The organism is Bradyrhizobium sp. CIR48 (assembly GCF_014198315.1).
Classification (GTDB): Bacteria; Pseudomonadota; Alphaproteobacteria; order Rhizobiales; family Xanthobacteraceae; genus Bradyrhizobium.
Window position 1 is genome coordinate 23369 of sequence record NZ_JACIHG010000009.1, and the last position, 20247, is coordinate 43615.

Below are 20247 nucleotides of genomic sequence, written 5' to 3' on the forward strand. Positions count from 1 at the left end.
GGGCCCATGAGCATGTCGGCAATCGAGCGTGTCATTCCACTGGTCGGCCATCTGCCGCCCTCGATCCGCGAGGGACTGGCGCGGCGCGTGCGCGAGCTCACCGGCTTCGGCCTGATCGCGTTGTCGGGCGTTGCCTCAGCAGCGCTGATGACCTGGTCGGTGCAGGACCCCAGCCTGAGCCACGCGACCTCGAGGCCGATCCGCAACATTCTCGGTTATGCCGGCGCGATCGGCGCCGACCTTGCGATGCAGATCCTCGGGCTCGGCGCCATCATGCTGGTCCTGACCGTCGCGGTCTGGGGCTGGCGCATGATGACCCACCGCCCGTTCGACCGCGAGGCGCTGCGGCTCGGCTCCTGGATTCTCTGCACGGTGATCGCGGCAGGCTTCGTCAGCTGCTGGCCGCATGGCGGCGCATGGCCGCTGCCGACCGGCCTCGGCGGAGTGGTCGGCGATGCGCTCGTACGCGCGCCCGCAGTGATTTTCGGGCCGGCCGGCACGATCTATCGCATCGTGCTGGGCACGATCCTGTTCGCTGCGATGGCCGCGACATTCCTGATCGCATGCGGTCTTGGCGCCCGCGAGCACGACGACGAGCTCTCGGAGATCGAGGACGACGACAAGCCGCTCGACGAGGACGAGGAGAACGATCGCGGCTCGGTGTCGCTGGGCTGGCTGTTCCATGCGCTGATGAGCACGAAGGCGCGGCTGATCTGGCTGTGTGGTGCCGCTTACCGCTCGCTGGTCTCAAGCGGCCCGAAGACCAAGGCCGTCGCGTTCAGCCGCCAGGAGCCGAATCTAGGCGGCGGCCGCGCGGCCCCCTCGATCTCGCCGCAGTCCGAGGACGAGGACTATGAGGATCAGCACGAGGAAGAGGAAGAAGACGAGGAGGAAGAGGAGGAGCCTGCCGCGCGCGCCCCGCGCAAGAAGGCTGCCCCGAAAGCCGCCGCGAAGAAATCCTCCGACAAGTTCGAGCTTCCGTCCGTCTCCGTGCTGGCCGCGCCCAAGGCCGGCGATCGCCAGCCGCTCAGCAAGGCCGAGCTGGAAGCCAATTCGCGTTCGCTTGAAGGCGTGCTCCAGGACTTTGGCGTGCGCGGCGAGATCGTCAAAGCCAATCCGGGCCCCGTGGTCACGCTGTACGAGCTCGAGCCGGCGCCCGGCATCAAATCGTCGCGCGTGATCGGGCTCGCCGACGACATCGCCCGCTCGATGAGCGCGCTGTCGGCGCGCGTCGCGGTCGTGCCCGGCCGTAACGCCATCGGCATCGAGCTGCCGAACGCGCATCGCGAAAAGGTCTATCTGCGCGAGCTGCTGATCGCCAAGGAAGCCACCGAGACGGTGGCGAAGCTGCCGCTCTGCCTCGGCAAGACCATCGGCGGCGATCCTGTGATCATCGACCTCGCGCGCACGCCGCACATGCTGATCGCCGGCACCACCGGCTCCGGCAAATCGGTCGCCATCAACACCATGATCCTCAGCCTGGTCTACCGGCTGCGTCCGGACCAGTGCCGCCTGATCATGGTCGATCCGAAGATGCTCGAACTCTCCGTCTATGACGGCATTCCCCATCTGCTCACGCCCGTCGTGACCGACCCGAAGAAGGCGGTGGTCGCGCTGAAATGGGCCGTGCGCGAGATGGAGGAGCGCTACAAGAACATGGCCAAGCTCGGTGTGCGCAACATCGACGGCTACAACACGCGCCTGCTCGAATTGAAGGCCAAGGGCGAAGAGCCGACGCGCACCGTGCACACCGGTTTCGACAAGGAAACCGGCAAGGCGATCTACGAGGAAGAGAAGCTCTCGCTCGATCCGCTGCCCTACATCGTCATCATCGTCGACGAAATGGCCGACCTGATGATGGTCGCCGGCAAGGACATCGAAGGCGCGGTGCAGCGCCTCGCGCAGATGGCGCGCGCCGCCGGCCTGCACGTGATCCTGGCGACGCAGCGTCCGTCGGTCGACGTCATCACCGGCACCATCAAGGCGAACTTCCCGACCCGCATCGCCTTCCAGGTCACGTCCAAGATCGACAGCCGCACCATTCTGGGCGAGATGGGCGCCGAGCAGCTGCTCGGCCAGGGCGACATGCTCTACATGGCGGGCGGCGGCCGCATCAGCCGCGTGCACGGACCTTTCGCCTCCGACGACGAAGTCGAGAAGGTGGTGCGTCACCTCAAGACGCAGGGCCAGCCGGAATATCTCGAAGCCGTCACGGCCGAAGAGCCCACCGAGGACGAGGACGGTGCGGTGTTCGACGCCACCGGCATGGGCGGCGATGGCGGCGGCGACCTCTTCCAGCAGGCCGTTGCGATCGTCAAACGCGACCGCAAGGCCTCGACGAGCTACATCCAGCGTCGCCTGCAGATCGGCTATAACCGCGCCGCATCCTTGATGGAGCGCATGGAACTGGAAGGCATCGTCGGACCCGCCAACCACGCCGGCAAGCGCGAGATTCTGGTCGAGGAAGAAGACAGCCATATGTGAGGCAGCCGCCTCCAGACATCATTTCACGCGAAATCGTTATCTGCTTTTGCCCGAAATCACGCTAAAAGACGCCCAGCCACGTTAGGACGACGCGTTGATCAGACATCCGGACATTCGATTCGCTGCCACCATCGCTGCGCGAAGCGCGCGCGTGGCCGGCGTGCTTCTCGTCACCGCTGCGATGGTGACGGCGTCCTCGTTCGCGCAGAACGTCCCGGTGCCGAAACCCGCGCCGAAGGGCCGCGACGGCGGAACGTCCGCCGGCGGCGGGCCCGCTGTCACCGGTGCGACTCAGGCGCCGCCGAATCCGGTGATTCCGGATCCGCGCCGCAACGTGCCGAGCAGCATCTTCCAGACCTTCGATGCCAACCAGAAGGCGCAGGCGGCCAAGGTCAGTGCCTATCTGTCATCGCTGTCGACGCTGGTCGGGAATTTTGTCCAGGTCGGCCCCGACGGCAGCAAGACGCAAGGCGATTTCTACATCCAGAAACCGGGCAAGGTGCGCTTCGAATATGACGCGCCGAGCCCGATCGACATTGTCGCCGACGGATCCTCGCTGGTGGTGCGCGACCGCAAGCTCGCGACCCAGGACGTCTATCCGCTGTCGCAGACGCCGCTGCGTTTCCTGCTGTCGGATCGCATCGACCTGATGAAGGACACCAATGTCGTTGGCGTCTCCGCCGACGACGTCTTCGTCAGCGTCACCATCGAGGAGAAGCAGGCGCTGGTCGGCACCAGCCGCCTCCTCTTGATGTTCGGCGCCAAGGACGGTCAGTTGAAGCAATGGACCGTCACCGATCCGCAGGGCTACGACACCACGATCGCGGTCTACAATCTGGACTCGAGCAAAAAGCTCGATCCCGGCATGTTCAAGATCGATTTCACCAATTACGGCCCGGCGCCGGGATAGGTTTCGTAGGGTGGGTAAAGGCGCACTTGCGCCGTGCCCACGATCTCTCGCCTCATGGCAGCACGTGGGCACGCTTCGCTTTGCTCACCCTACGAGAGCGCGCTGTGGACAAGCATTTTCCCCGCGCCAATCCATGCTAAGACGCATTTCCCATGCGTTTTTCCCTGACAACCTGGAACATCAATTCGGTGCGGCTGCGCATCGATCTGGTCGCGAAATTCCTCAAGAGCGCGCGGCCGGACGTGCTGTGCCTGCAGGAGACCAAGTGCATCGACGATGCCTTTCCGCTGAAGCGCTTCAAGCGGCTCGGCTATGAGCACGTCGCGCTGAACGGGCAGAAGGGCTATCACGGCGTCGCCATCGTCTCGAAGATTCCGTTCGAATCGACGGACATCCGCACCTTCTGCGACAAGGTGGATTCGCGTCACATCTCCGTATCGTTCGGCGAGAAGGCCAACGTCGCAAAGCCGCTGGTCGTGCATAATTTCTACGTGCCCGCCGGCGGCGACATTCCCGATCCCGCACTGAACGAGAAGTTCGACCACAAGCTTCGCTTCCTCGACGAGATGAAGGCGTGCGAGCCGTTGCATCCGCGCGGAGAGGATCGCCACATCCTGGTCGGCGATCTCAACGTCGCCCCGCACGAGAACGATGTGTGGTCGCACAAGCAGCTTCTGAAGGTGGTCTCGCACACGCCGATCGAAACCGAAAAGCTGCAGGCCGCGCTGGCCGCCGGCGAATGGGTCGACGTCGCGCGCGAGCGGATTCCGATGTCGGAAAAAGTCTACACGTGGTGGAGCTACCGCTCCGCCGACTGGACCGTCGGCGATCGCGGCCGCAGGCTCGACCACATCTGGGTCTCGCGCGCGTTGAAGGATGCGGTCAGCGATTTCAGGATTCTTCGCGATGCGCGGAGCTGGGAGCGGCCGTCGGACCACGTGCCTGTCACGGTGACGCTGGAGGTGTGACCATCCCGTAGCCCGGATGGAGCGACAACCTCTCACGACGTCAGCTTCGCACCCGCCATCAGGATATCGCTGGCAATCTGGCTGGAGCGGACCGCGAATTCATCGCGCAGCCGAACCGCTGCGGCGGGGTCGCTTTCGAGCACGCGCTGAAACAGGCTGCGTGCGACGCGAATGACGGAGGAATGCTCCAACGCGATCGCGCTCGATGGCCGCTTCATCGGCAACACCAGCGCAAGCTCGCCGATCAGCGCGCCGGGACCTGCGATCATCTCGGCGCCGGCGCCGTCATCGACCCGAAAGGCGCCGCGCTGGACTACGAAGCCGGCATCGGCGTCGTCGCCGAGATTGAACAGGGTATCGCCGCGGACGAAGTTACGCTGCTCGGAGCCGATCGCCAGCATGCGCAACGAGGCGTCTCCCAACAGGCGCAATGTCGGGACACGCTCGAGAAGCGCTACGTCGTCGTCGATTGACATTCAGATCCGAGGCTCAAAGGCATGCGATCTAAAACGATTCGCACGCCCTTCGAGCGTATCACGGCACCAGCTTGTAGCCACCGGCTTCCGTGACCAGGATTTCCGGATTGGCGGCATCCTTCTCGATCTTCTGGCGGAGGCGGTAGATGTGGGTTTCCAGCGTGTGGGTGGTGACGCCGGAATTATAACCCCAGACCTCCTGGAGCAGGGTCTCGCGCGAGACCGGCATTTGGCCGGCGCGGTAGAGGAAGCGGAGGATCGCGGTCTCCTTCTCCGTCAGCCGCACCTTGCGCGCATTGGCGGCGGTGAGCATCTTGGAGCCGGGCCGGAAGGAGTAGGGGCCGACCGAGAACACCGCGTCCTCGCTGGCCTCGTGCTGGCGCAGCTGGGCGCGGATGCGGGCCAGCAGGACGGCGAAACGAAAGGGCTTTGCCACATAGTCGTTGGCGCCGGATTCAAGCCCCAAAATCGTATCGGAATCGGTGTCGTGCCCGGTCAGCATGATGATCGGAGCCTTGAAGCCGCCCTTGCGCAAGGAGCGGACCACCTCGCGGCCGTCGGTGTCGGGCAGGCCGACGTCCATCAGGACGAGATCGGGAGCATTGGCCTTGGCCGCGCTCGCGCCTTTGGCGCCGGTATCGACCGCGGAAGCTTCGAATTCTTCGTGTAGCGATAATTGCTCCACCAACGTGTCGCGCAGATCGGTATCGTCATCCACGATCAGGATCTTGCGGGCATTGGCCATAGGGGGTCATCCTTTTGGGGTCCGGCTCGGCGCGCATCCATGCTGCACCCAGCCGTGAGGGGAAGTTTAGGGGTCGCTGTTATTATTGTTGTTCGTGTTGAAGTAGTGGGCTGTTACCGATTCACAAGCCGGAAGCACTCTAACTCAGAATAGCAGGCCGGTTTGATGAATGTCCTGTAATGAATTCGACATTGCACGTTCACATGAAAAATAAAGCAGCTTCAGTTAGTTACACCAAGAATCGAAGCGCCGGACCGCTCTCTGTGATCCGCGTTAAGCCTGCGGCCGGGAATCCGCGCCGAGGCTGGCTGACGGCGGGATCGCTGACCATACCGGTTGCGCTGGGGCGGGGCGGCATCCTGGCCAACAAGCGCGAGGGCGACGGCGGCACCCCCAGGGGCAGCTTCCGTCCGAGGCGCTTGTGGTGGCGGGGTGACCGGCACAGCCGTCCGCAGAGCTTCCTGCCCGCCCGGATCATCACCGCAGAAGACGCCTGGTGCGAGGACCCCAGGGATCGCCATTACAACCAGGGAATCCGGCTCGACGAGGGGCAGGGCGGTGACCGGCTCAAGCGGGCCGACCATCTCTATGACTTCATCATCGAAATCGACCACAACACGCGACCGCGGGTCGCCGGCCGCGGCAGCGCGGTATTCTTGCACCTGGCCCGCGACAATTTCGGCCCGACCGCGGGCTGCGTCTCCATGACGAAATCTGCGATGCTGCAATTGCTGCGGCGATTGGGGCCACGAACAAGAATCATCATCGGGTGAGGATGCATGCTCGACAGGGATCAGATCGCGGCCGCCTCGCGCACCCTCGTTCAACATTGGCGCGACGGCACCAAGCTTGAGGTGCTGGAGTCGCAGCTGCGGCCGCAGAGCCGCACGGAGGGCTATGCTATCCAGGCCGGGCTCGAAACACTGTCGCACGGGACATTGTTCGGCTGGAAGATCGCGGCCACGAGCGTATCAGGACAGAAGCACATCAACGTCACCGGACCGCTGGCCGGTCGCATCATGAGCGACACCGTGATCGCCGATGGCGGCACTGCGTCGATGAAGGGCAACGAGATGCGCGTCGGCGAACCTGAATTCGCCTTCCGCATGGGACGCGATCTGCCGCCGCGTGCAACGCCCTACAGCGTCGATGAGGTGCTCGCCGCCGTCGACACCTTCCATCCTGCGATCGAGATTCCCGATTCGCGGTTTGCCGATTTCGCTGGAGCGGGCGAGGCGCAGCTGATCGCCGACAATGCCTGCGCGCATCTGTTCGTGCTGGGCGCGGCGACGACTGCGAACTGGCGTGGGATGGATCTGGTCGAGGAACGGCCACAGATCACGCTGCGCGGCGAGCGCTATGTCGGCCACGGCAAGAACGTGCTCGGCGATCCCCGCGTAGCGCTCGCCTGGCTCGCCAATGAGCTGGGCGGACTTGGATTGACCTTGCGGGCAGGGGAGGTGGTGACCACAGGCACGTGCCATCCGCCGCTGCCGATCCAGGCCAGCGATCATCTCGCGGCGGACTTTGGCGTGCTCGGGAAGGTATCGGTGGGGTTTGTGTAGGCCCGACCCACTCCGCCGTCGTCCCTGCGAACGCAGGGACCCATAACCCCAGGGAGAAGTTTGGCGAGGATTGGGAGTTACCTGAGTTTCGTCGGTACGAAGACCACCTATCAATCGGAGATCACGCGGTATGGGTCCCTGCGTTCGCAGGGACGACAACAACTATCTATGCCCGAAGATCGCACTCCCCACGCGCACATGGGTGGCACCTAGCATGATGGCATTGGCGAAATCCGCGCTCATGCCCATCGAGAGATTGGTCAATCCATTACGCGCGGCGATCTTGGCGGTCAGCGCGAAATGCGCCGCCGGCGGCTCGTCGACCGGCGGGATGCACATCAATCCAGAGATCGTCAGCCCATAGGTGTCGCGGCAGCTGGCGAGGAAGGCGTCGGCCTCGCCGGGCGAGATGCCGGCCTTCTGCGGCTCCTCGCCGGTGTTGATCTGGACGAAGAGTTGCGGGTGCTTGTTCTGGGATTCGATTTCCTTGGCTAACGCCTGGCAAATGCTCGGACGGTCGACCGAATGGATCGCATCGAACAGCGCGACCGCCTCTTTCGCCTTGTTGGATTGCAGCGGACCGATCAGATGCAGCGCGATGCCGGAGTAAACAGACGTTAACGCAGGCCACTTGCCTTTGGCCTCCTGTACCCGATTCTCGCCGAATACGCGCTGTCCGGCGTCGATAACCGGGGTAATTGCATCCGCGGCGAAAGTCTTGGACACCGCGATCAGGGTCACGGAGGCGCGATCGCGTCGCGCATCCTTGCAGGCACGGGCGATTTCGGCTTCGACCGCGGCAAGCGCGATTGGTGAATGGCCGGTTACCGGCGCGGCGTTGGCTTCTGTCATGACGTCGATTGGCTATGATCCTGACCGAGGTAAGTCCAATTTTACCGAGTTCAAGAAAGAGTTTTTGAACCCTTCGCTTTACCTTGGCCGACGGGGTGGGTAGCGAAGATGGCAACAATCAGTCTCAACCGCAAACGAGCGAAACTCAAGCAGGTTCTCGGAATCCGGGCGCGGCTTGCATTGCTCGCGGTGATTCTGGTGGCACCCTTGATGCTCGAGCGCATCCGTTCGCTCGAAGATACCCGCACCCGGCAGATCGCACAGGCCACGGTTGAATTCACCACCGTCGCGCGGCACAGCGCCGATGCGCAACGCGAGGTGATCTCGTCGGTCGAGACCATTCTGAAATCGGAGGCCTTCATCCGCGCCTCCGCCGGCGGCGTCAGCAAGAGCTGCGACGTGCTGCGCGCGAGCCTGCCGTCGAACCTGCCCTGGATCCGCACGCTTTTGATCGCCGGCGCAGACGGGCGCATCCAGTGCGCGACGAACAATATGTATGTCGGCCTCGACCTGAGCGACCGGCCCTACTTTCAGCAGGCCCAAACGAGCGGCCGCTTCGTGCTGAGCGATTTCATCCTGTCGCGGCCGATAGCAGCACCGACGGTGATGGCGGCTTATCCCGTATCGGCTTTCAGCGGCGTGTCCGATGCCGTCGTCCTTGCCACGGTCAATCTCGACTGGATGTCGAAGGTCATGAGCAATCTGGGCGGCCGCGCCGGCATCACGGCCGTGCTGGTCGACAGCGCAGGCACCGTGCTGGCCGCGCCGGCCGATCAGCACAGCGCAGTCGGCCGTCCGCTCGACAACATGCCGCTGATGTCGGCGATCGCCGACAGGGCGCTGCGTTCCGACCAGGATGAAGGCTCACTGTCTTTCCTCGCCGCCGACGGCTCGCGCCGCGCGGTCAGCTACATCCGCATCTCCGGCACCAACGCCCGCCTGATCGCCAGCATCGACGAAGACAAGGTGTCCGCGGCGGTCAACCGCGACATCCGCACCGCCTATCTCCAGCTCGCTTTCGTCGTCGTGTTCGTCCTGCTCGGCGCGCTGATCGCCGCCGAAAAGCTCGTCATCAAGCCGATCGAGATGCTCGTCGACATGGCCAAGCGTCTCGGCGAGGGCGATCTGTCGGCCCGCGCGGCGCGCAATCGCCTGCCGGCCGAGTTCGTGCCGCTGGCCCGCGCGTTCAACGCGATGGCGGCGCAGCTGAGCCAGCGCGAGCGCGAGCTGATCGCGAGCAACGACCGGCTGACGGTAATGGCCTCGATCGACATGCTGTCGGGGCTCGCCAACCGTCGCGGCTTCCAGAGCCGGCTCGACTTCGAATGGATGCGCGCGCAGCAATATGGCAGCGACCTCGCGCTGCTGATGATCGACGTCGATCATTTCAAGCTGTTCAACGACACCTATGGCCATCTCGAAGGCGATTCCTGCCTGACCAGGCTCGGCGAGTCGCTGTCCGGCATCGCCGCCGACACGATGGGCTTTGCGGCGCGCTATGGCGGCGAGGAGTTCTGCCTGCTGCTGCCGAACACCGATGTGAACCGCGCCGTCGAAATCGGCGAGCTGGCCCGCGCGGCCGTGCTGAAGCTGTGCCTGCCGCACATCACCTCAGCCCACATGATCGTCACCGTCTCGATCGGCGTTGCCGCGACGAAGCCGAACGAGGCCTTGCGTCCCGGCGACCTGATCGAAGCCGCCGACGCCGCGCTCTACGCCGCAAAACACCGCGGCCGCAACAATGTCGTCGAGCACGGCGTGCAGGCGATCGAGACCGGCGCCGTCGAAATGATGATGGCGGCGAGCGCCTAACCCGCAGTCCCCACGCGATCGAGCTCGGTTTCCGTCACCACGCGATTGCGGCCGCTGCCCTTGGCGAGATAGAGCGCGCGGTCGCAACGCTCGATGAGATCGGTGATCGCTTCGCCGGCCCGGTACTGCGCCACGCCGATCGACACGCTGATGCTGGGCAGGACCTCGCCGGTGGAGCGGCGTGTGATCGTGCACTCGGCGAGCGCGTGCCTGATCCGCTCGGCAATCTCGGCACAGGTGGCGAGATCGGCATCCGGCAGCACCGCGATCAGCTCCTCGCCGCCATAGCGGGCCGGCAGATCCTGCTCGCGAACCTTTTCACGCAGCACCTTCGCCATCAGGCGCAGCACCTGGTCGCCGACGCCGTGGCCGAAATTGTCGTTGAAGGTCTTGAAGTGGTCGATGTCGAGCATCAGCACGCTGAGCGGCTCGCCCCACGCCGCAGTCGCCAGCGCCTTGCGCAGGAATTCGTCGAGCGCCCGCCGGTTTGCGAGGCCGGTCAGCGTGTCGGTCCGGGCGCGCTCCTCGGACCTCGATAGCGAATCGCGGATCACGTCGAGCTCGCGGGTCTTTTCCGCAAAGCCTGCTTCCAGCCGCGTCGCCCGTGTGGCGGCGCGTGCCAGCTCGTTCATGAGCTGGGCAACCAGCGCCTTCGGATCGACGCCGGCCTTGCCCTGGTCCGCCACCTCGCTGATGACCTGCATCTGCGAATGATTGTCGGCGATCGCGGTCGCCAGAAACTCCTTCGCGGCCCCCATGAGCGCCTGCAACCGCTCGGACGTGTCGACCACGGCGGCACTCACCTGGGGCGCGACATAGGTCTTGAACAGGTCCTGATTGGTTCGGGCGTCGAACGGACGATTGTGGTCGATCAGGAGATCGATCGCGTTGCGCAGATCCTCATGGCCGTCCCCGAAATACAGGAACCAGACGGCAAAATTGGCCGGGGTCGGCGCAATCCGCTGTTCGGCCATGCTCCGCATCGCCCGTCCGGCAATGGACGCGGCATAGTCGTAATCGGGCTCGTCGAAGCTGGAATCCATCGCACTCATGCGGTCTCGTCGGGCCGCAAATTGGCATTGACCCCTTAATCACACCCCAACGCCGACCTTCGTAGTTATGCGGAGGCGCCGGCAAGGTTCCAAACCGTGGGCAACCCATTGACCCCCTAAGGACTTCTATGGCCTAGTCCGCCGTCTTGAGACGGCCGAACCCACGAAAACCCCAACGATTCCATGACCTCCGAACGCTATAACGCCCGCGACGCCGAACCGCGCTGGCAACGCCTCTGGGACGAACAGGCGATCTTCGTCTCCAAGAACAACGATTCGCGGCCGAAATACTATGTGCTCGAGATGTTCCCCTACCCGTCCGGGCGCATCCATATCGGCCATGTCCGGAATTATACGCTCGGCGACGTGCTGGCCCGCTTCATGCGCGCCAAGGGGTTCAACGTGCTGCATCCGATGGGCTGGGACGCTTTCGGCCTGCCGGCCGAGAATGCCGCGATCGAGCGCAAGGTCGCGCCGAAAGCCTGGACCTACGACAACATCGCCGCGATGAAGAAGCAGCTCCGCTCGATCGGGCTGTCGCTGGACTGGTCACGCGAATTCGCGACCTGCGACCCGAGCTACTACAAGCATCAGCAGAAGATGTTCCTGGACATGCTCGGCGCCGGCCTCGCCGAGCGCGAGAAGCGCAAGCTCAACTGGGATCCGGTCGACATGACCGTGCTCGCCAACGAGCAGGTGATCGACGGGCGCGGCTGGCGCTCCGGTGCGATCGTCGAGCAGCGTGAGATGAGCCAATGGGTCTTCAAGATCACGAAGTACTCGCAGGAGCTGCTGTCCGCGCTCGACGGGCTCGATCGCTGGCCCGACAAGGTGCGGCTGATGCAGCGCAATTGGATCGGCCGCTCGGAAGGGCTGCTGGTCCGCTTCGCGCTGGATCAGGCGACGACGCCCGCCGGCGAGAGTGAGCTGAAGATCTTCACGACGCGCCCGGACACGCTGTTCGGCGCGAAATTCATGGCGATCTCGGCAGATCATCCGCTGGCACAAACAGCCGCCGCGAAGAACCCTGAGCTTGCGGAGTTCATTGCCGACATCAAGAAGATCGGCACCGCGCAGTCGATCATCGACACCGCGGAGAAGCAGGGCTTTGACACCGGCATCCGTGCGGTGCACCCGTTCGATCCGAATTGGAAGCTGCCGGTCTATGTCGCGAATTTCGTGCTGATGGAATACGGCACTGGCGCGATCTTCGGCTGCCCGGCGCACGATCAGCGCGACCTCGACTTCGTCAACAAGTACAATCTCGGCAATACGCCGGTGGTGTGCCCCGAGGGCCAGGACCCGAAGTCGTTCGTCATCACCGACACCGCCTATGACGGTGACGGCCGCATGATCAATTCGCGCTTCCTCGACGGCATGACCATCGAGCAGGCCAAGGACGAGGTCGCCAAACGTCTGGAAAGCGAGCTGCGCGGCAACGCGCCGGTCGGCGAGCGCCAGGTGAATTTCCGCCTGCGCGACTGGGGTATCTCACGCCAGCGCTATTGGGGCTGCCCGATTCCCGTCATCCATTGCCCGAAATGTGATGTGGTGCCGGTACCGGATGCCGATTTGCCGGTCACGCTGCCTGACGATGCGACCTTCGATAAGCCCGGCAATGCGCTCGACCATCATCCGACCTGGAAGCACGTCACCTGCCCCAAATGCGGCGGCAAAGCCCAGCGCGAAACCGACACCATGGACACCTTCGTGGATTCGTCCTGGTACTTTGCGCGCTTCACCGATCCCTGGAACGAGACCGCGCCGACGACACCCGCCGTCGCCAACCGGATGCTGCCGGTCGACCAATATATCGGCGGCGTCGAGCACGCGATCCTGCATCTGCTCTACAGCCGCTTCTTCACCCGCGCGATGAAGGCGACCGGGCACATCGCGCTGGACGAGCCGTTCGCCGGCATGTTCACGCAAGGCATGGTGGTGCACGAGACCTACCAGAAGGCCGACGGCACCTATGTGCAGCCGGCCGAGGTCAAGGTCGAGGTCGGCGGAAATGGCCGCCGCGCAACGCTATTGACGACGGGCGAAGACATCCAGATCGGCCCGATCGAGAAGATGTCGAAATCGAAGAAGAACACGGTCGATCCCGACGACATCATCGAGACCTACGGCGCCGATGTCGCCCGCTGGTTCATGCTGTCGGATTCCCCGCCCGACCGCGACGTGATCTGGAGCGACGAGCGCGTCCAGGGGGCCTCGCGTTTCGTCCAGCGGCTGTGGCGGCTGGTGAACGATTCCATCGAGCTCGGCAAAGCCGCGCCGGCGGCCCGGCCGGCCAGCTTCGGCCCGGACGCGACTGCCTTGCGCAAGGCCGCCCATGGCGCGCTCGACAAGGTCACCACCGGAATCGAGCGGCTGCACTTCAACGTCTGCCTGGCCCATATCCGCGAATTCGCCAATACCTTATCGGAGATCCTGCAGCGACCCGGCCAGCCCGCTGCAGATTTGGCCTGGGCGATCCGGGAAGCCAGCCAGATCCTGGTCCAGCTGTTCTCCCCGATGATGCCGCATCTTGCCGAAGAGTGCTGGCAGGCTCTGGGCCAGAGCGGGCTGGTTTCCGAGGCCAATTGGCCGCAAATCGAACGCGATTTGCTGGTTGAAGACAGCGTGACCCTCGTGGTCCAGGTCAACGGCAAGAAGCGGGGTGACGTCACAGTTGCAACAGCGGCCCAGAATCCGGAAATCGAGGCTGCCGTTTTGGCTCTCGATGCAGTAAAACTGGCCCTGGACGGCAAGCCCGTCCGCAAGGTGATCATCGTCCCCAAGAGGATCGTAAATGTTGTCGGCTAGGATCCGCATCGCAGCCCGCTTGCTGGCGGTCGCCGCATTGGCGGCGCTGACGGCTGGTTGCTTCCAGCCGATGTATGCCGAGCGTGGCGACGGCACCCCCGGCTTGCGCGAGAAGCTGATGGGGGTCGAGCTCCCGCCGATCGCCAAGCCCAATGCCTCCCGCGAGGCCCGCATCGGTGTCGAAGTCCGCAATGCTCTCGCCTTCAAGCTCTACGGCACTGCGACGGGAATGCCACCGACCCATCGGCTGGACATCCGCTTCATCTCCAGCCGTTCTTCGCTGATCGTCAGCGCCACGACGGGATTGCCGACCAGCGAAAACCTCGGCATCGACGCCCAGTACAATCTGATCGAGGTCGCGACCGGCAAGTCGGTGATGACCGGCACCACGTTCTCGCGCGTGTCCTATGACATGCCCGGGTCCTATCAGCGCTTCTCCCGCACCCGCGCCGTCCGCGACGCGGAGGATCGTGCCGCCAACGAGATCGCCGAGAACATCACGACCCGGCTCGCCTCGTTCTTCACCGCTGGCACCTGATTATTCCCGTCATTCGGGGCTCGCGAAGCGAGAACTACGGTGCGCAATTGCGCACCTGAGAATCTCGTTTCCCAACCTCTGGATTCCGGGTTCGCGCTTCGCGCGCCCCGGAATGACAAGGCAACAGGCAACATGGTCGCGCTGCGTGGAAAAGAGATCGACGCCTTCCTCGCCCGCCCCGATGCGGGCCGCCCGATCATCCTGCTCTACGGTCCCGATGCCGGCCTGGTGCGCGAGCGCGCCGATGCGCTGATCGCATCGGCAGTCGATGATCCCAACGATCCGTTCTCGCTGGTCAAGCTCGACGGCGACGAGCTCTCCGCCGAGCCCTCGCGCCTCGTCGACGAGGCCATGACGGTGCCGCTGTTCGGCGGCCGCCGCGCCATCCGCATCCGCGCCGGCTCGCGCAGCTTTGCCAGCGGCATCGACACGCTGGCCGAGATGAGCGTGAAGGATTGCCGCATCGTGATCGAGGCCGGCGAGCTGCGTCCGGACTCGCCGCTGCGAAAAGCCTGCGAGAAGGCCAAGGCCGCGGTGGCGATCGGCTGCTATCCCGACACGGAGCGCGACCTCGCCAAGCTGATGGATGACGAATTGCGCATCGCCAATTTGCGCATCGCGCAGGATGCCCGTGCGGCGCTGATGTCGTTCCTCGGCGGCGACCGCCAGGCCTCACGCAACGAGCTGCGCAAGCTGACGCTCTACGCCCACGGCAAGGGCGAGGTCACGCTGGATGACGTGATGGCCGTGGTCGCCGACGCCTCCGAGCTGAAGCTCGACCCGATCGTCGACGGCGCCTTTGCCGGACGGCCCGACATCGTCGAGACCGAATTCGCAAAAGCCATGATCGCCGGCACCTATCCCGGCGTGATCATTTCCGCCGCGCAGCGCCAGGCTGCGTGGCTGCACAAATCCGCGCTCGCGATCGCCGAGGGTCAGCCTGCCTCCGCTGTGCTCGACGGCGGCTATCCGCGCCTGCATTTCTCACGTAAGCCCGCGGTCGAAACGGCGCTGCGAAATTTCAGCGTGGCGCGGCTCGCCGCCATTATCGAGCAGCTCGCAACCGCGGCGCTCGACACCCGCAAGCAGTCCACGCTAGCCGCCGCCATCGCCCAGCGGACATTGATGGCCATTGCTGCGAATGCAAAGCGGCGGGGCTGAGCCACGCTGTCATCCCCGCGAACGCGGGGATCCATAATCACAGGAAGTGGTTTGGCGAAGACTTGCAGTCCGGTACTGCGCCCCCGGCCCGATCGCTAAATCACGCGGTATGGGTCCCCGCGTTCGCGGGGACGACAGCGAGGGCTTGGCCTACAGCGCGCCCTTGGCCAGCCGCTTCATCACCTCGTCGAGCTGATCGAGGTTGCGGTAGTTGATCTGGACCGAACCGCCGGGGTCGCGGTGATTGACGGTGACCTTGAGACCGAGCGCATCGCTGACGCGCTTTTCGAGGTCGATCGTATCAGGGTCTTTCTCCTTGCCCCCGCTGGCGCGCGCCTTCTGCGGCTTGCGCTCCGGCACGCCCTCTTCATGCGCGAGCGCCTCGGCCTGGCGGACGTTGAGTCCTTCCTCGACGATGCGCTTGGCGGCGGCGAGCGGATCCGGCACGCCGATCAGGGCGCGGGCGTGACCGGCCGTCAGCTCGCCGGTCGCGATGAAGGCCTGCACCTCCGCCGGCAGCTTCGTCAGCCGCATCATGTTGGCGACGTGGCTGCGGCTCTTGCCGACGACCTTTGCGATGTCGTCCTGGCTGCGTTTGAACTCGTTGGCGAGCGCGTGGTAGCCCTGCGCCTCTTCCATCGGGTTGAGGTCCTCGCGCTGCACGTTCTCGACGATCGCGAACTCCAGCGCGTCGCTGTCGCTGATGTCGACCGGAACGATGGGCACCTCGTGCAGGCCGGCCATCTGCGAGGCGCGCCAGCGCCGCTCGCCGGCGATGATCTCGAAGCGATCCTGTGCGCCCTTCACCGGACGCACCACGATCGGCTGGATCACGCCGTGCTGCCTGATCGACTCGCTGAGCTCCTTCAGCTCGGTGTCCGAAAAGGTGCGGCGCGGATTGCGGGGATTGGCCTTGATGAACTCGATCGGCACCTTGCGCTGCGCGCGCGGCCGATCGACATGCTGGGCCTCGCCGCCGACATCACCGATCAGACTTGCAAGACCCCGGCCCAGTCGCGAACGCGCTTCGTCGGCCATCGCCAGCTCCCTTGGATTCACGCTACAGCACTCCAGAACTGAATTTCGAAACTTGTAGGACGTAGGGCGGATTAGCGTAGCGTAATCCGCCGCCGGCTTGTTCGAGGCGAGATAGACGGCGGGTTACGCTGCGCTAACCCGCCCTACGGATCTCTCCGTCAATGCGTGACGCGCAGCTCGCGCTCGCGCTGGATCACTTCAGTGGCAAGCCGCAAATACGCTTCGCTGCCGACGCATTTGAGATCGTAGACCAGCACCGGCTTGCCGTAGGACGGCGCTTCGGAGATGCGCACGTTCCGCGGGATCATGGTCTTGTAAACCTTCTCGCCCATGAACTGCCGGACGTCGGCGACGACCTGGTTCGAGAGGTTGTTGCGCGAGTCGAACATGGTCAGCACGATGCCGTGGATCGACAGGTTCGGATTGAGCGTCGAACGAACCTGCTCCACCGTCTGCAGCAATTGCGACAGACCTTCGAGCGCGAAGAACTCGCACTGCAGCGGCACCAGGATCGCATCGGACGCCGCCATCGCGTTCACCGTGAGCAGGTTGAGCGAGGGCGGGCAGTCGATCAGCACATAGGTGTAATCGGCATCCGGCGAGACGTTGTTGTTGAGCGCTCCGATCGCGTCGCGCAGCTTGAAGGCGCGGCCTGGCGTGGTGCCGAGCTCGAGCTCGAGGCCGGAGAGATCCATGGTCGAGGGCGCGATGTGCAGCCGCGGCACCGCGGTCGAGACCACGGCCTCGCGCAGCGGGGCTTCACCGATCAGCACGTCATAGGTCGAGCATGAGCGGTTGCGGCGATCGATGCCGAGGCCGGTCGAGGCGTTGCCCTGCGGATCGAGATCGACGATCAGGACGCGCTCGCCGATCGCAGCGAGCGCCGTGCCGAGGTTGATCGCTGTGGTTGTTTTTCCCACACCGCCCTTCTGATTCGCCAGCGCCAGGATGCGCGGATGGCCATGCGGCACCTCGCTGGTCGGTTCTTGGGTCTGCTCTTGCTGCGGCTCGTCAATCACGGTCATCGAAATTTCCCCACTCAACCCCTGAGCGCCTCAGCTGCGCCGTTCGGCGGCATCGAGCTCCACGATCCAGCCGTCACCCGTGCGGCTTGGGTGGAGTCGAGGATCGATATTCCAATATTTAGCGGCTTCGGTCAATTCAGCCTCTACATCTTGACCCTTAGGAAATAACGCCTTTGCGCCCTGGCGCATCAGCGGCTCCGCAAAGCCGATGAGTTGATGTAGCGGAGCCAGCGCACGCGCGGTGACGCAATCGACGGGGCCGGTGATTCTATCCACATTATCCCCGATCTCAGCGAGATGTACGACTCCTGGAGATGTGGTGACGCGAATTGCTTCGCGCAGAAACGCCGCCTTCTTGGCGATTCGCTCAACGAGATGAACTTTCGCGCCCGGCGACGCCGCCATGGCGCAGGCCAGGACGACGCCGGGAAAACCGCCGCCACTGCCGAGATCGGCCCAGCGCATTGCGGCGGGCGCGAGATCGACGAGCTGGAGCGAGTCGGCGATGTGCCGGGTCCAGAGGTTTGGCAGGGTCGAGGGCGCGACGAGATTGGTCTTGGCCTGCCACTCCCGCAGCAGCGCAATGTAGCGGTCGAGCCGTATCTCGGTTTCACGTGAAACGGGCGCGAGCTTGAGCGCCGCGATCTTGTCCGCGGCGATGATGGCATCGAGCGACTGATCATTGGCGCTGGCCTTGTCGATCTTCGGTCTTGCCGGCGGTTCGCTACGCCGCCCAGCGCCCTCACCCGTTCCGGGTCGTCGCGATAGCGGTCTGTCCCCGCCCGGTCCGCGCTGTTTCACGTGAAACGCCTATGCGATTGCCTGGGAAGTCTTCCGTGCCTCGCGGCGGAGATAGGCCGCGAGAATACCGAGTGCCGCCGGCGTCATGCCATCGATGCGGCCGGCCTGACCGACCGTGAACGGCCGTGCCTTCTCCAGCTTGGCGCGGACCTCGTTGGAGAGACCCGGGACCAATTGGTAATCGACCTCCGACAGCACCATCCCCTCGTCGCGCCGGAAGGCTTCGACGTCGGCGCTCTGGCGCTCGAGGTAGACATCGTACTTGGCGTCGATCTCGAGATGGGTGGCGATAACAGGGTCGATGGCGGACAGCTCCGGCCAGATCGCGCGGATCTGGCTCCAGCCGATATCCGGGTAGGCCATCAGCGAGAACGCCGACCGGCGTTGGCCATCCCGGTTCAAGGACAGTCCGTGCTTGATCGCCTCGTTCGGGGTGATGGTCAGCGACTTCGACAGCGTCCGAGCGGCGTTGAGGGCGTCCATCTTGGCGCGGTGATGCAGCGTCCGATCACTTCCGACGCACCCCAAAGTGATGCCCTTCTCGGTCAGGCGCTGATCGGCATTGTCAGCCCGCAGCGTCAGCCGGTATTCGGCGCGCGAGGTGAACATCCGATAGGGCTCGCTGATCCCGCGGGTCACGAGGTCGTCGATCATCACGCCGAGATAGCCGTCTGCGCGGTCGAACACGGTCAGTGCGGCCCCGCTCGCAGCCAGTGCCGCGTTCAGGCCGGCCACGATGCCCTGCCCGGCGGCCTCTTCGTATCCGGTGGTGCCGTTGATCTGTCCGGCCAGGAACAGGCCGCGCAGACGCTTGGTCTGCAGGGTCGGATCGAGCTCGCGGGGATCGATATGGTCGTATTCGATGGCATAGCCCGGGCGGACCATCTTGACCCGCTCCAGGCCAGGAATGCTGGCGAGGATCGCGAGCTGGACTTCCTCGGGCAGCGAAGTCGAGATGCCGTTGGGATAGACCGTGCTGTCGTCGAGCCCTTCCGGCTCCAGGAAGATCTGGTGACCGTCGCGATCGCCAAAGCGGACGATCTTGTCCTCGATCGAGGGGCAATAGCGGGGACCAGAGCTCTTGATCTGGCCGGAGTACATCGGCGAGCGATGAACATTGGCCCGGATCACCTCATGGGTCGCGGACGTGGTCCGGGTGATGCCGCACTGGATCTGCGGGGTCGTGATCCGCTCGGTCATCACCGAGAACGGCTCCGGCGGCTCGTCGCCGGGCTGCATTTCGACCGCCGACCAGTCGATCGTGGTGCCGTCCAGACGCGGCGGAGTGCCGGTCTTGAGCCGTCCCAGGGTGAAGCCGGCGCGCTCAAACGAGCCGGAAAGACCCATCGCGGGCGCCTCATCGACGCGGCCGGCCGGCCAGTTCTTCTCGCCGAGATGAATGAGACCGCGGAGGAAGGTGCCCGTGGTGACAACCACAGCCCCTGCCCGAAGCTCACGGCCATCGGCCAGGCGCAGACCGGTGACTCGGCTATCGGCCACGATCAACTCGTCAGCCTCGCCCTCGATGACCGAGAGACCCTCGGTCTGCCGGATCGCGGCCTGCATCGCGGCGGCATAGAGCTTCCGGTCTGCTTGGGCGCGAGGACCGCGGACGGCGGGACCTTTGCGGCGATTGAGCACGCGAAACTGGATGCCGCCGGCATCGCCCACGCGACCCATCAGACCGTCCAGCGCATCGACCTCCCGAACCAGATGACCCTTGCCGAGGCCGCCGATCGCGGGATTGCAGGACATCGCACCGATCGTGGAGAAACGATGCGTCACCAGAGCGGTCGTCGCGCCCATCCGGGCGGCCGCAGCCGCGGCTTCACAGCCGGCGTGGCCGCCGCCAATCACGATGACGTCGAAGCTTTCTCGCACTGTTCGCATGGCGGACTTCTAGCTCAGTGTCGGGAAAGCCGGAAGAAGAAACTCGTGGGCGGATGTTTCACGTGAAACACGGATCAGGGGGCCCAAGCGATTTCGCGAAAACAACCCCATGCACAGTAGAA

General features: G+C 64.5%; 17 protein-coding genes. 9 read left to right on the forward strand and 8 right to left on the reverse strand.

Features of this window, described 5'->3' with window-relative positions; genetic code table 11:
- Positions 1–6: 6 nt before the first annotated feature.
- From GGD66_RS26200 to xth, 3 genes are all read left to right on the forward strand, one after another.
- Positions 7–2484, forward strand: a complete 2478-nt coding sequence (locus GGD66_RS26200) for a DNA translocase FtsK (RefSeq protein ID WP_018323559.1) — start codon at positions 7–9, stop codon at positions 2482–2484.
- 151 nt (positions 2485–2635) lie between these two features.
- Positions 2636–3394, forward strand: a complete 759-nt coding sequence (locus tag GGD66_RS26205) for an outer membrane lipoprotein carrier protein LolA (RefSeq protein ID WP_179733022.1) — start codon at positions 2636–2638, stop codon at positions 3392–3394.
- Positions 3395–3546: 152 nt separating this feature from the next.
- The gene (gene xth, locus GGD66_RS26210; RefSeq protein WP_092251306.1) at positions 3547–4362 is read left to right on the forward strand and encodes an exodeoxyribonuclease III; all 816 of its coding nucleotides are present in this window, start codon (positions 3547–3549) and stop codon (positions 4360–4362) included.
- Between the two features lie 32 nt (positions 4363–4394).
- Here the strand turns inward: xth and GGD66_RS26215 are convergent, their stop codons facing one another.
- Positions 4395–4838 carry a cyclic nucleotide-binding domain-containing protein gene (locus GGD66_RS26215; RefSeq protein WP_183259439.1) on the reverse strand — a complete coding sequence of 148 codons (444 nt, stop codon included), beginning with the start codon at positions 4836–4838 and terminating at the stop codon, positions 4395–4397.
- Between the two features lie 58 nt (positions 4839–4896).
- A complete protein-coding gene (locus GGD66_RS26220; RefSeq protein WP_007598630.1) occupies positions 4897–5583 on the reverse strand; it encodes a response regulator transcription factor in 687 nt (228 codons plus the stop codon).
- Between the two features lie 179 nt (positions 5584–5762).
- Between GGD66_RS26220 and GGD66_RS26225 the strand changes: the two genes are divergently transcribed.
- Positions 5763–6356 carry a L,D-transpeptidase family protein gene (locus GGD66_RS26225; RefSeq protein ID WP_092251307.1) on the forward strand — a complete coding sequence of 198 codons (594 nt, stop codon included), beginning with the start codon at positions 5763–5765 and terminating at the stop codon, positions 6354–6356.
- Between the two features lie 6 nt (positions 6357–6362).
- A complete protein-coding gene (locus GGD66_RS26230) occupies positions 6363–7148 on the forward strand; it encodes a 2-keto-4-pentenoate hydratase (RefSeq protein ID WP_183259440.1) in 786 nt (261 codons plus the stop codon).
- Positions 7149–7310: 162 nt separating this feature from the next.
- On the opposite strand, the gene GGD66_RS26235 is transcribed toward GGD66_RS26230, so the two are convergent.
- A complete protein-coding gene (locus tag GGD66_RS26235) occupies positions 7311–8000 on the reverse strand; it encodes a YggS family pyridoxal phosphate-dependent enzyme (RefSeq protein WP_183259441.1) in 690 nt (229 codons plus the stop codon).
- A gap of 108 nt (positions 8001–8108) precedes the next feature.
- On the opposite strand from GGD66_RS26235, the gene GGD66_RS26240 reads away from it, so the two are divergent.
- Positions 8109–9812 carry a diguanylate cyclase domain-containing protein gene (locus GGD66_RS26240; RefSeq protein WP_092251310.1) on the forward strand — a complete coding sequence of 568 codons (1704 nt, stop codon included), beginning with the start codon at positions 8109–8111 and terminating at the stop codon, positions 9810–9812.
- On the opposite strand, the gene GGD66_RS26245 is transcribed toward GGD66_RS26240, so the two are convergent.
- Positions 9809–10855, reverse strand: coding sequence for a GGDEF domain-containing protein (locus GGD66_RS26245; protein ID WP_183259614.1), 1047 nt, complete (start codon positions 10853–10855; stop codon positions 9809–9811). The genes GGD66_RS26240 and GGD66_RS26245 overlap by 4 nt on opposite strands.
- A 192-nt stretch (positions 10856–11047) precedes the next feature.
- Here GGD66_RS26245 and leuS point away from each other — a divergent pair, with 192 nt between their 5' ends.
- The 3 genes from leuS (at position 11048) to holA (ending at position 15371) form a co-directional block, all read left to right on the forward strand.
- Complete coding sequence (gene leuS, locus GGD66_RS26250) at positions 11048–13672, forward strand: leucine--tRNA ligase (RefSeq protein WP_183259442.1); 2625 nt, start codon at positions 11048–11050, stop codon at positions 13670–13672.
- A complete protein-coding gene (gene lptE, locus GGD66_RS26255) occupies positions 13659–14210 on the forward strand; it encodes an LPS assembly lipoprotein LptE (RefSeq protein ID WP_092251312.1) in 552 nt (183 codons plus the stop codon). Before leuS ends, lptE begins: the two co-directional genes overlap by 14 nt.
- A 132-nt stretch (positions 14211–14342) precedes the next feature.
- Entirely contained in the window at positions 14343–15371 is a 1029-nt protein-coding gene (gene holA, locus GGD66_RS26260) for a DNA polymerase III subunit delta (RefSeq protein WP_092251317.1), read from the forward strand.
- A 150-nt stretch (positions 15372–15521) separates the two neighbouring features.
- On the opposite strand, the gene GGD66_RS26265 is transcribed toward holA, so the two are convergent.
- The 4 genes from GGD66_RS26265 to mnmG all read right to left on the reverse strand — a co-directional run bounded on the left by GGD66_RS26265 (position 15522) and on the right by mnmG (position 20125).
- Positions 15522–16409: a ParB/RepB/Spo0J family partition protein gene (locus tag GGD66_RS26265; protein WP_026202946.1), complete on the reverse strand. Its 888-nt coding sequence runs from the start codon at positions 16407–16409 to the stop codon at positions 15522–15524.
- A gap of 158 nt (positions 16410–16567) precedes the next feature.
- Positions 16568–17434 carry a ParA family protein gene (locus GGD66_RS26270; RefSeq protein ID WP_091965364.1) on the reverse strand — a complete coding sequence of 289 codons (867 nt, stop codon included), beginning with the start codon at positions 17432–17434 and terminating at the stop codon, positions 16568–16570.
- A 30-nt stretch (positions 17435–17464) separates the two neighbouring features.
- A complete protein-coding gene (gene rsmG / locus GGD66_RS26275; protein WP_409362383.1) occupies positions 17465–18136 on the reverse strand; it encodes a 16S rRNA (guanine(527)-N(7))-methyltransferase RsmG in 672 nt (223 codons plus the stop codon).
- Positions 18137–18244: 108 nt separating this feature from the next.
- Positions 18245–20125, reverse strand: a complete 1881-nt coding sequence (mnmG, locus tag GGD66_RS26280; RefSeq protein WP_183259443.1) for a tRNA uridine-5-carboxymethylaminomethyl(34) synthesis enzyme MnmG — start codon at positions 20123–20125, stop codon at positions 18245–18247.
- Positions 20126–20247: the final 122 nt, after the last annotated feature.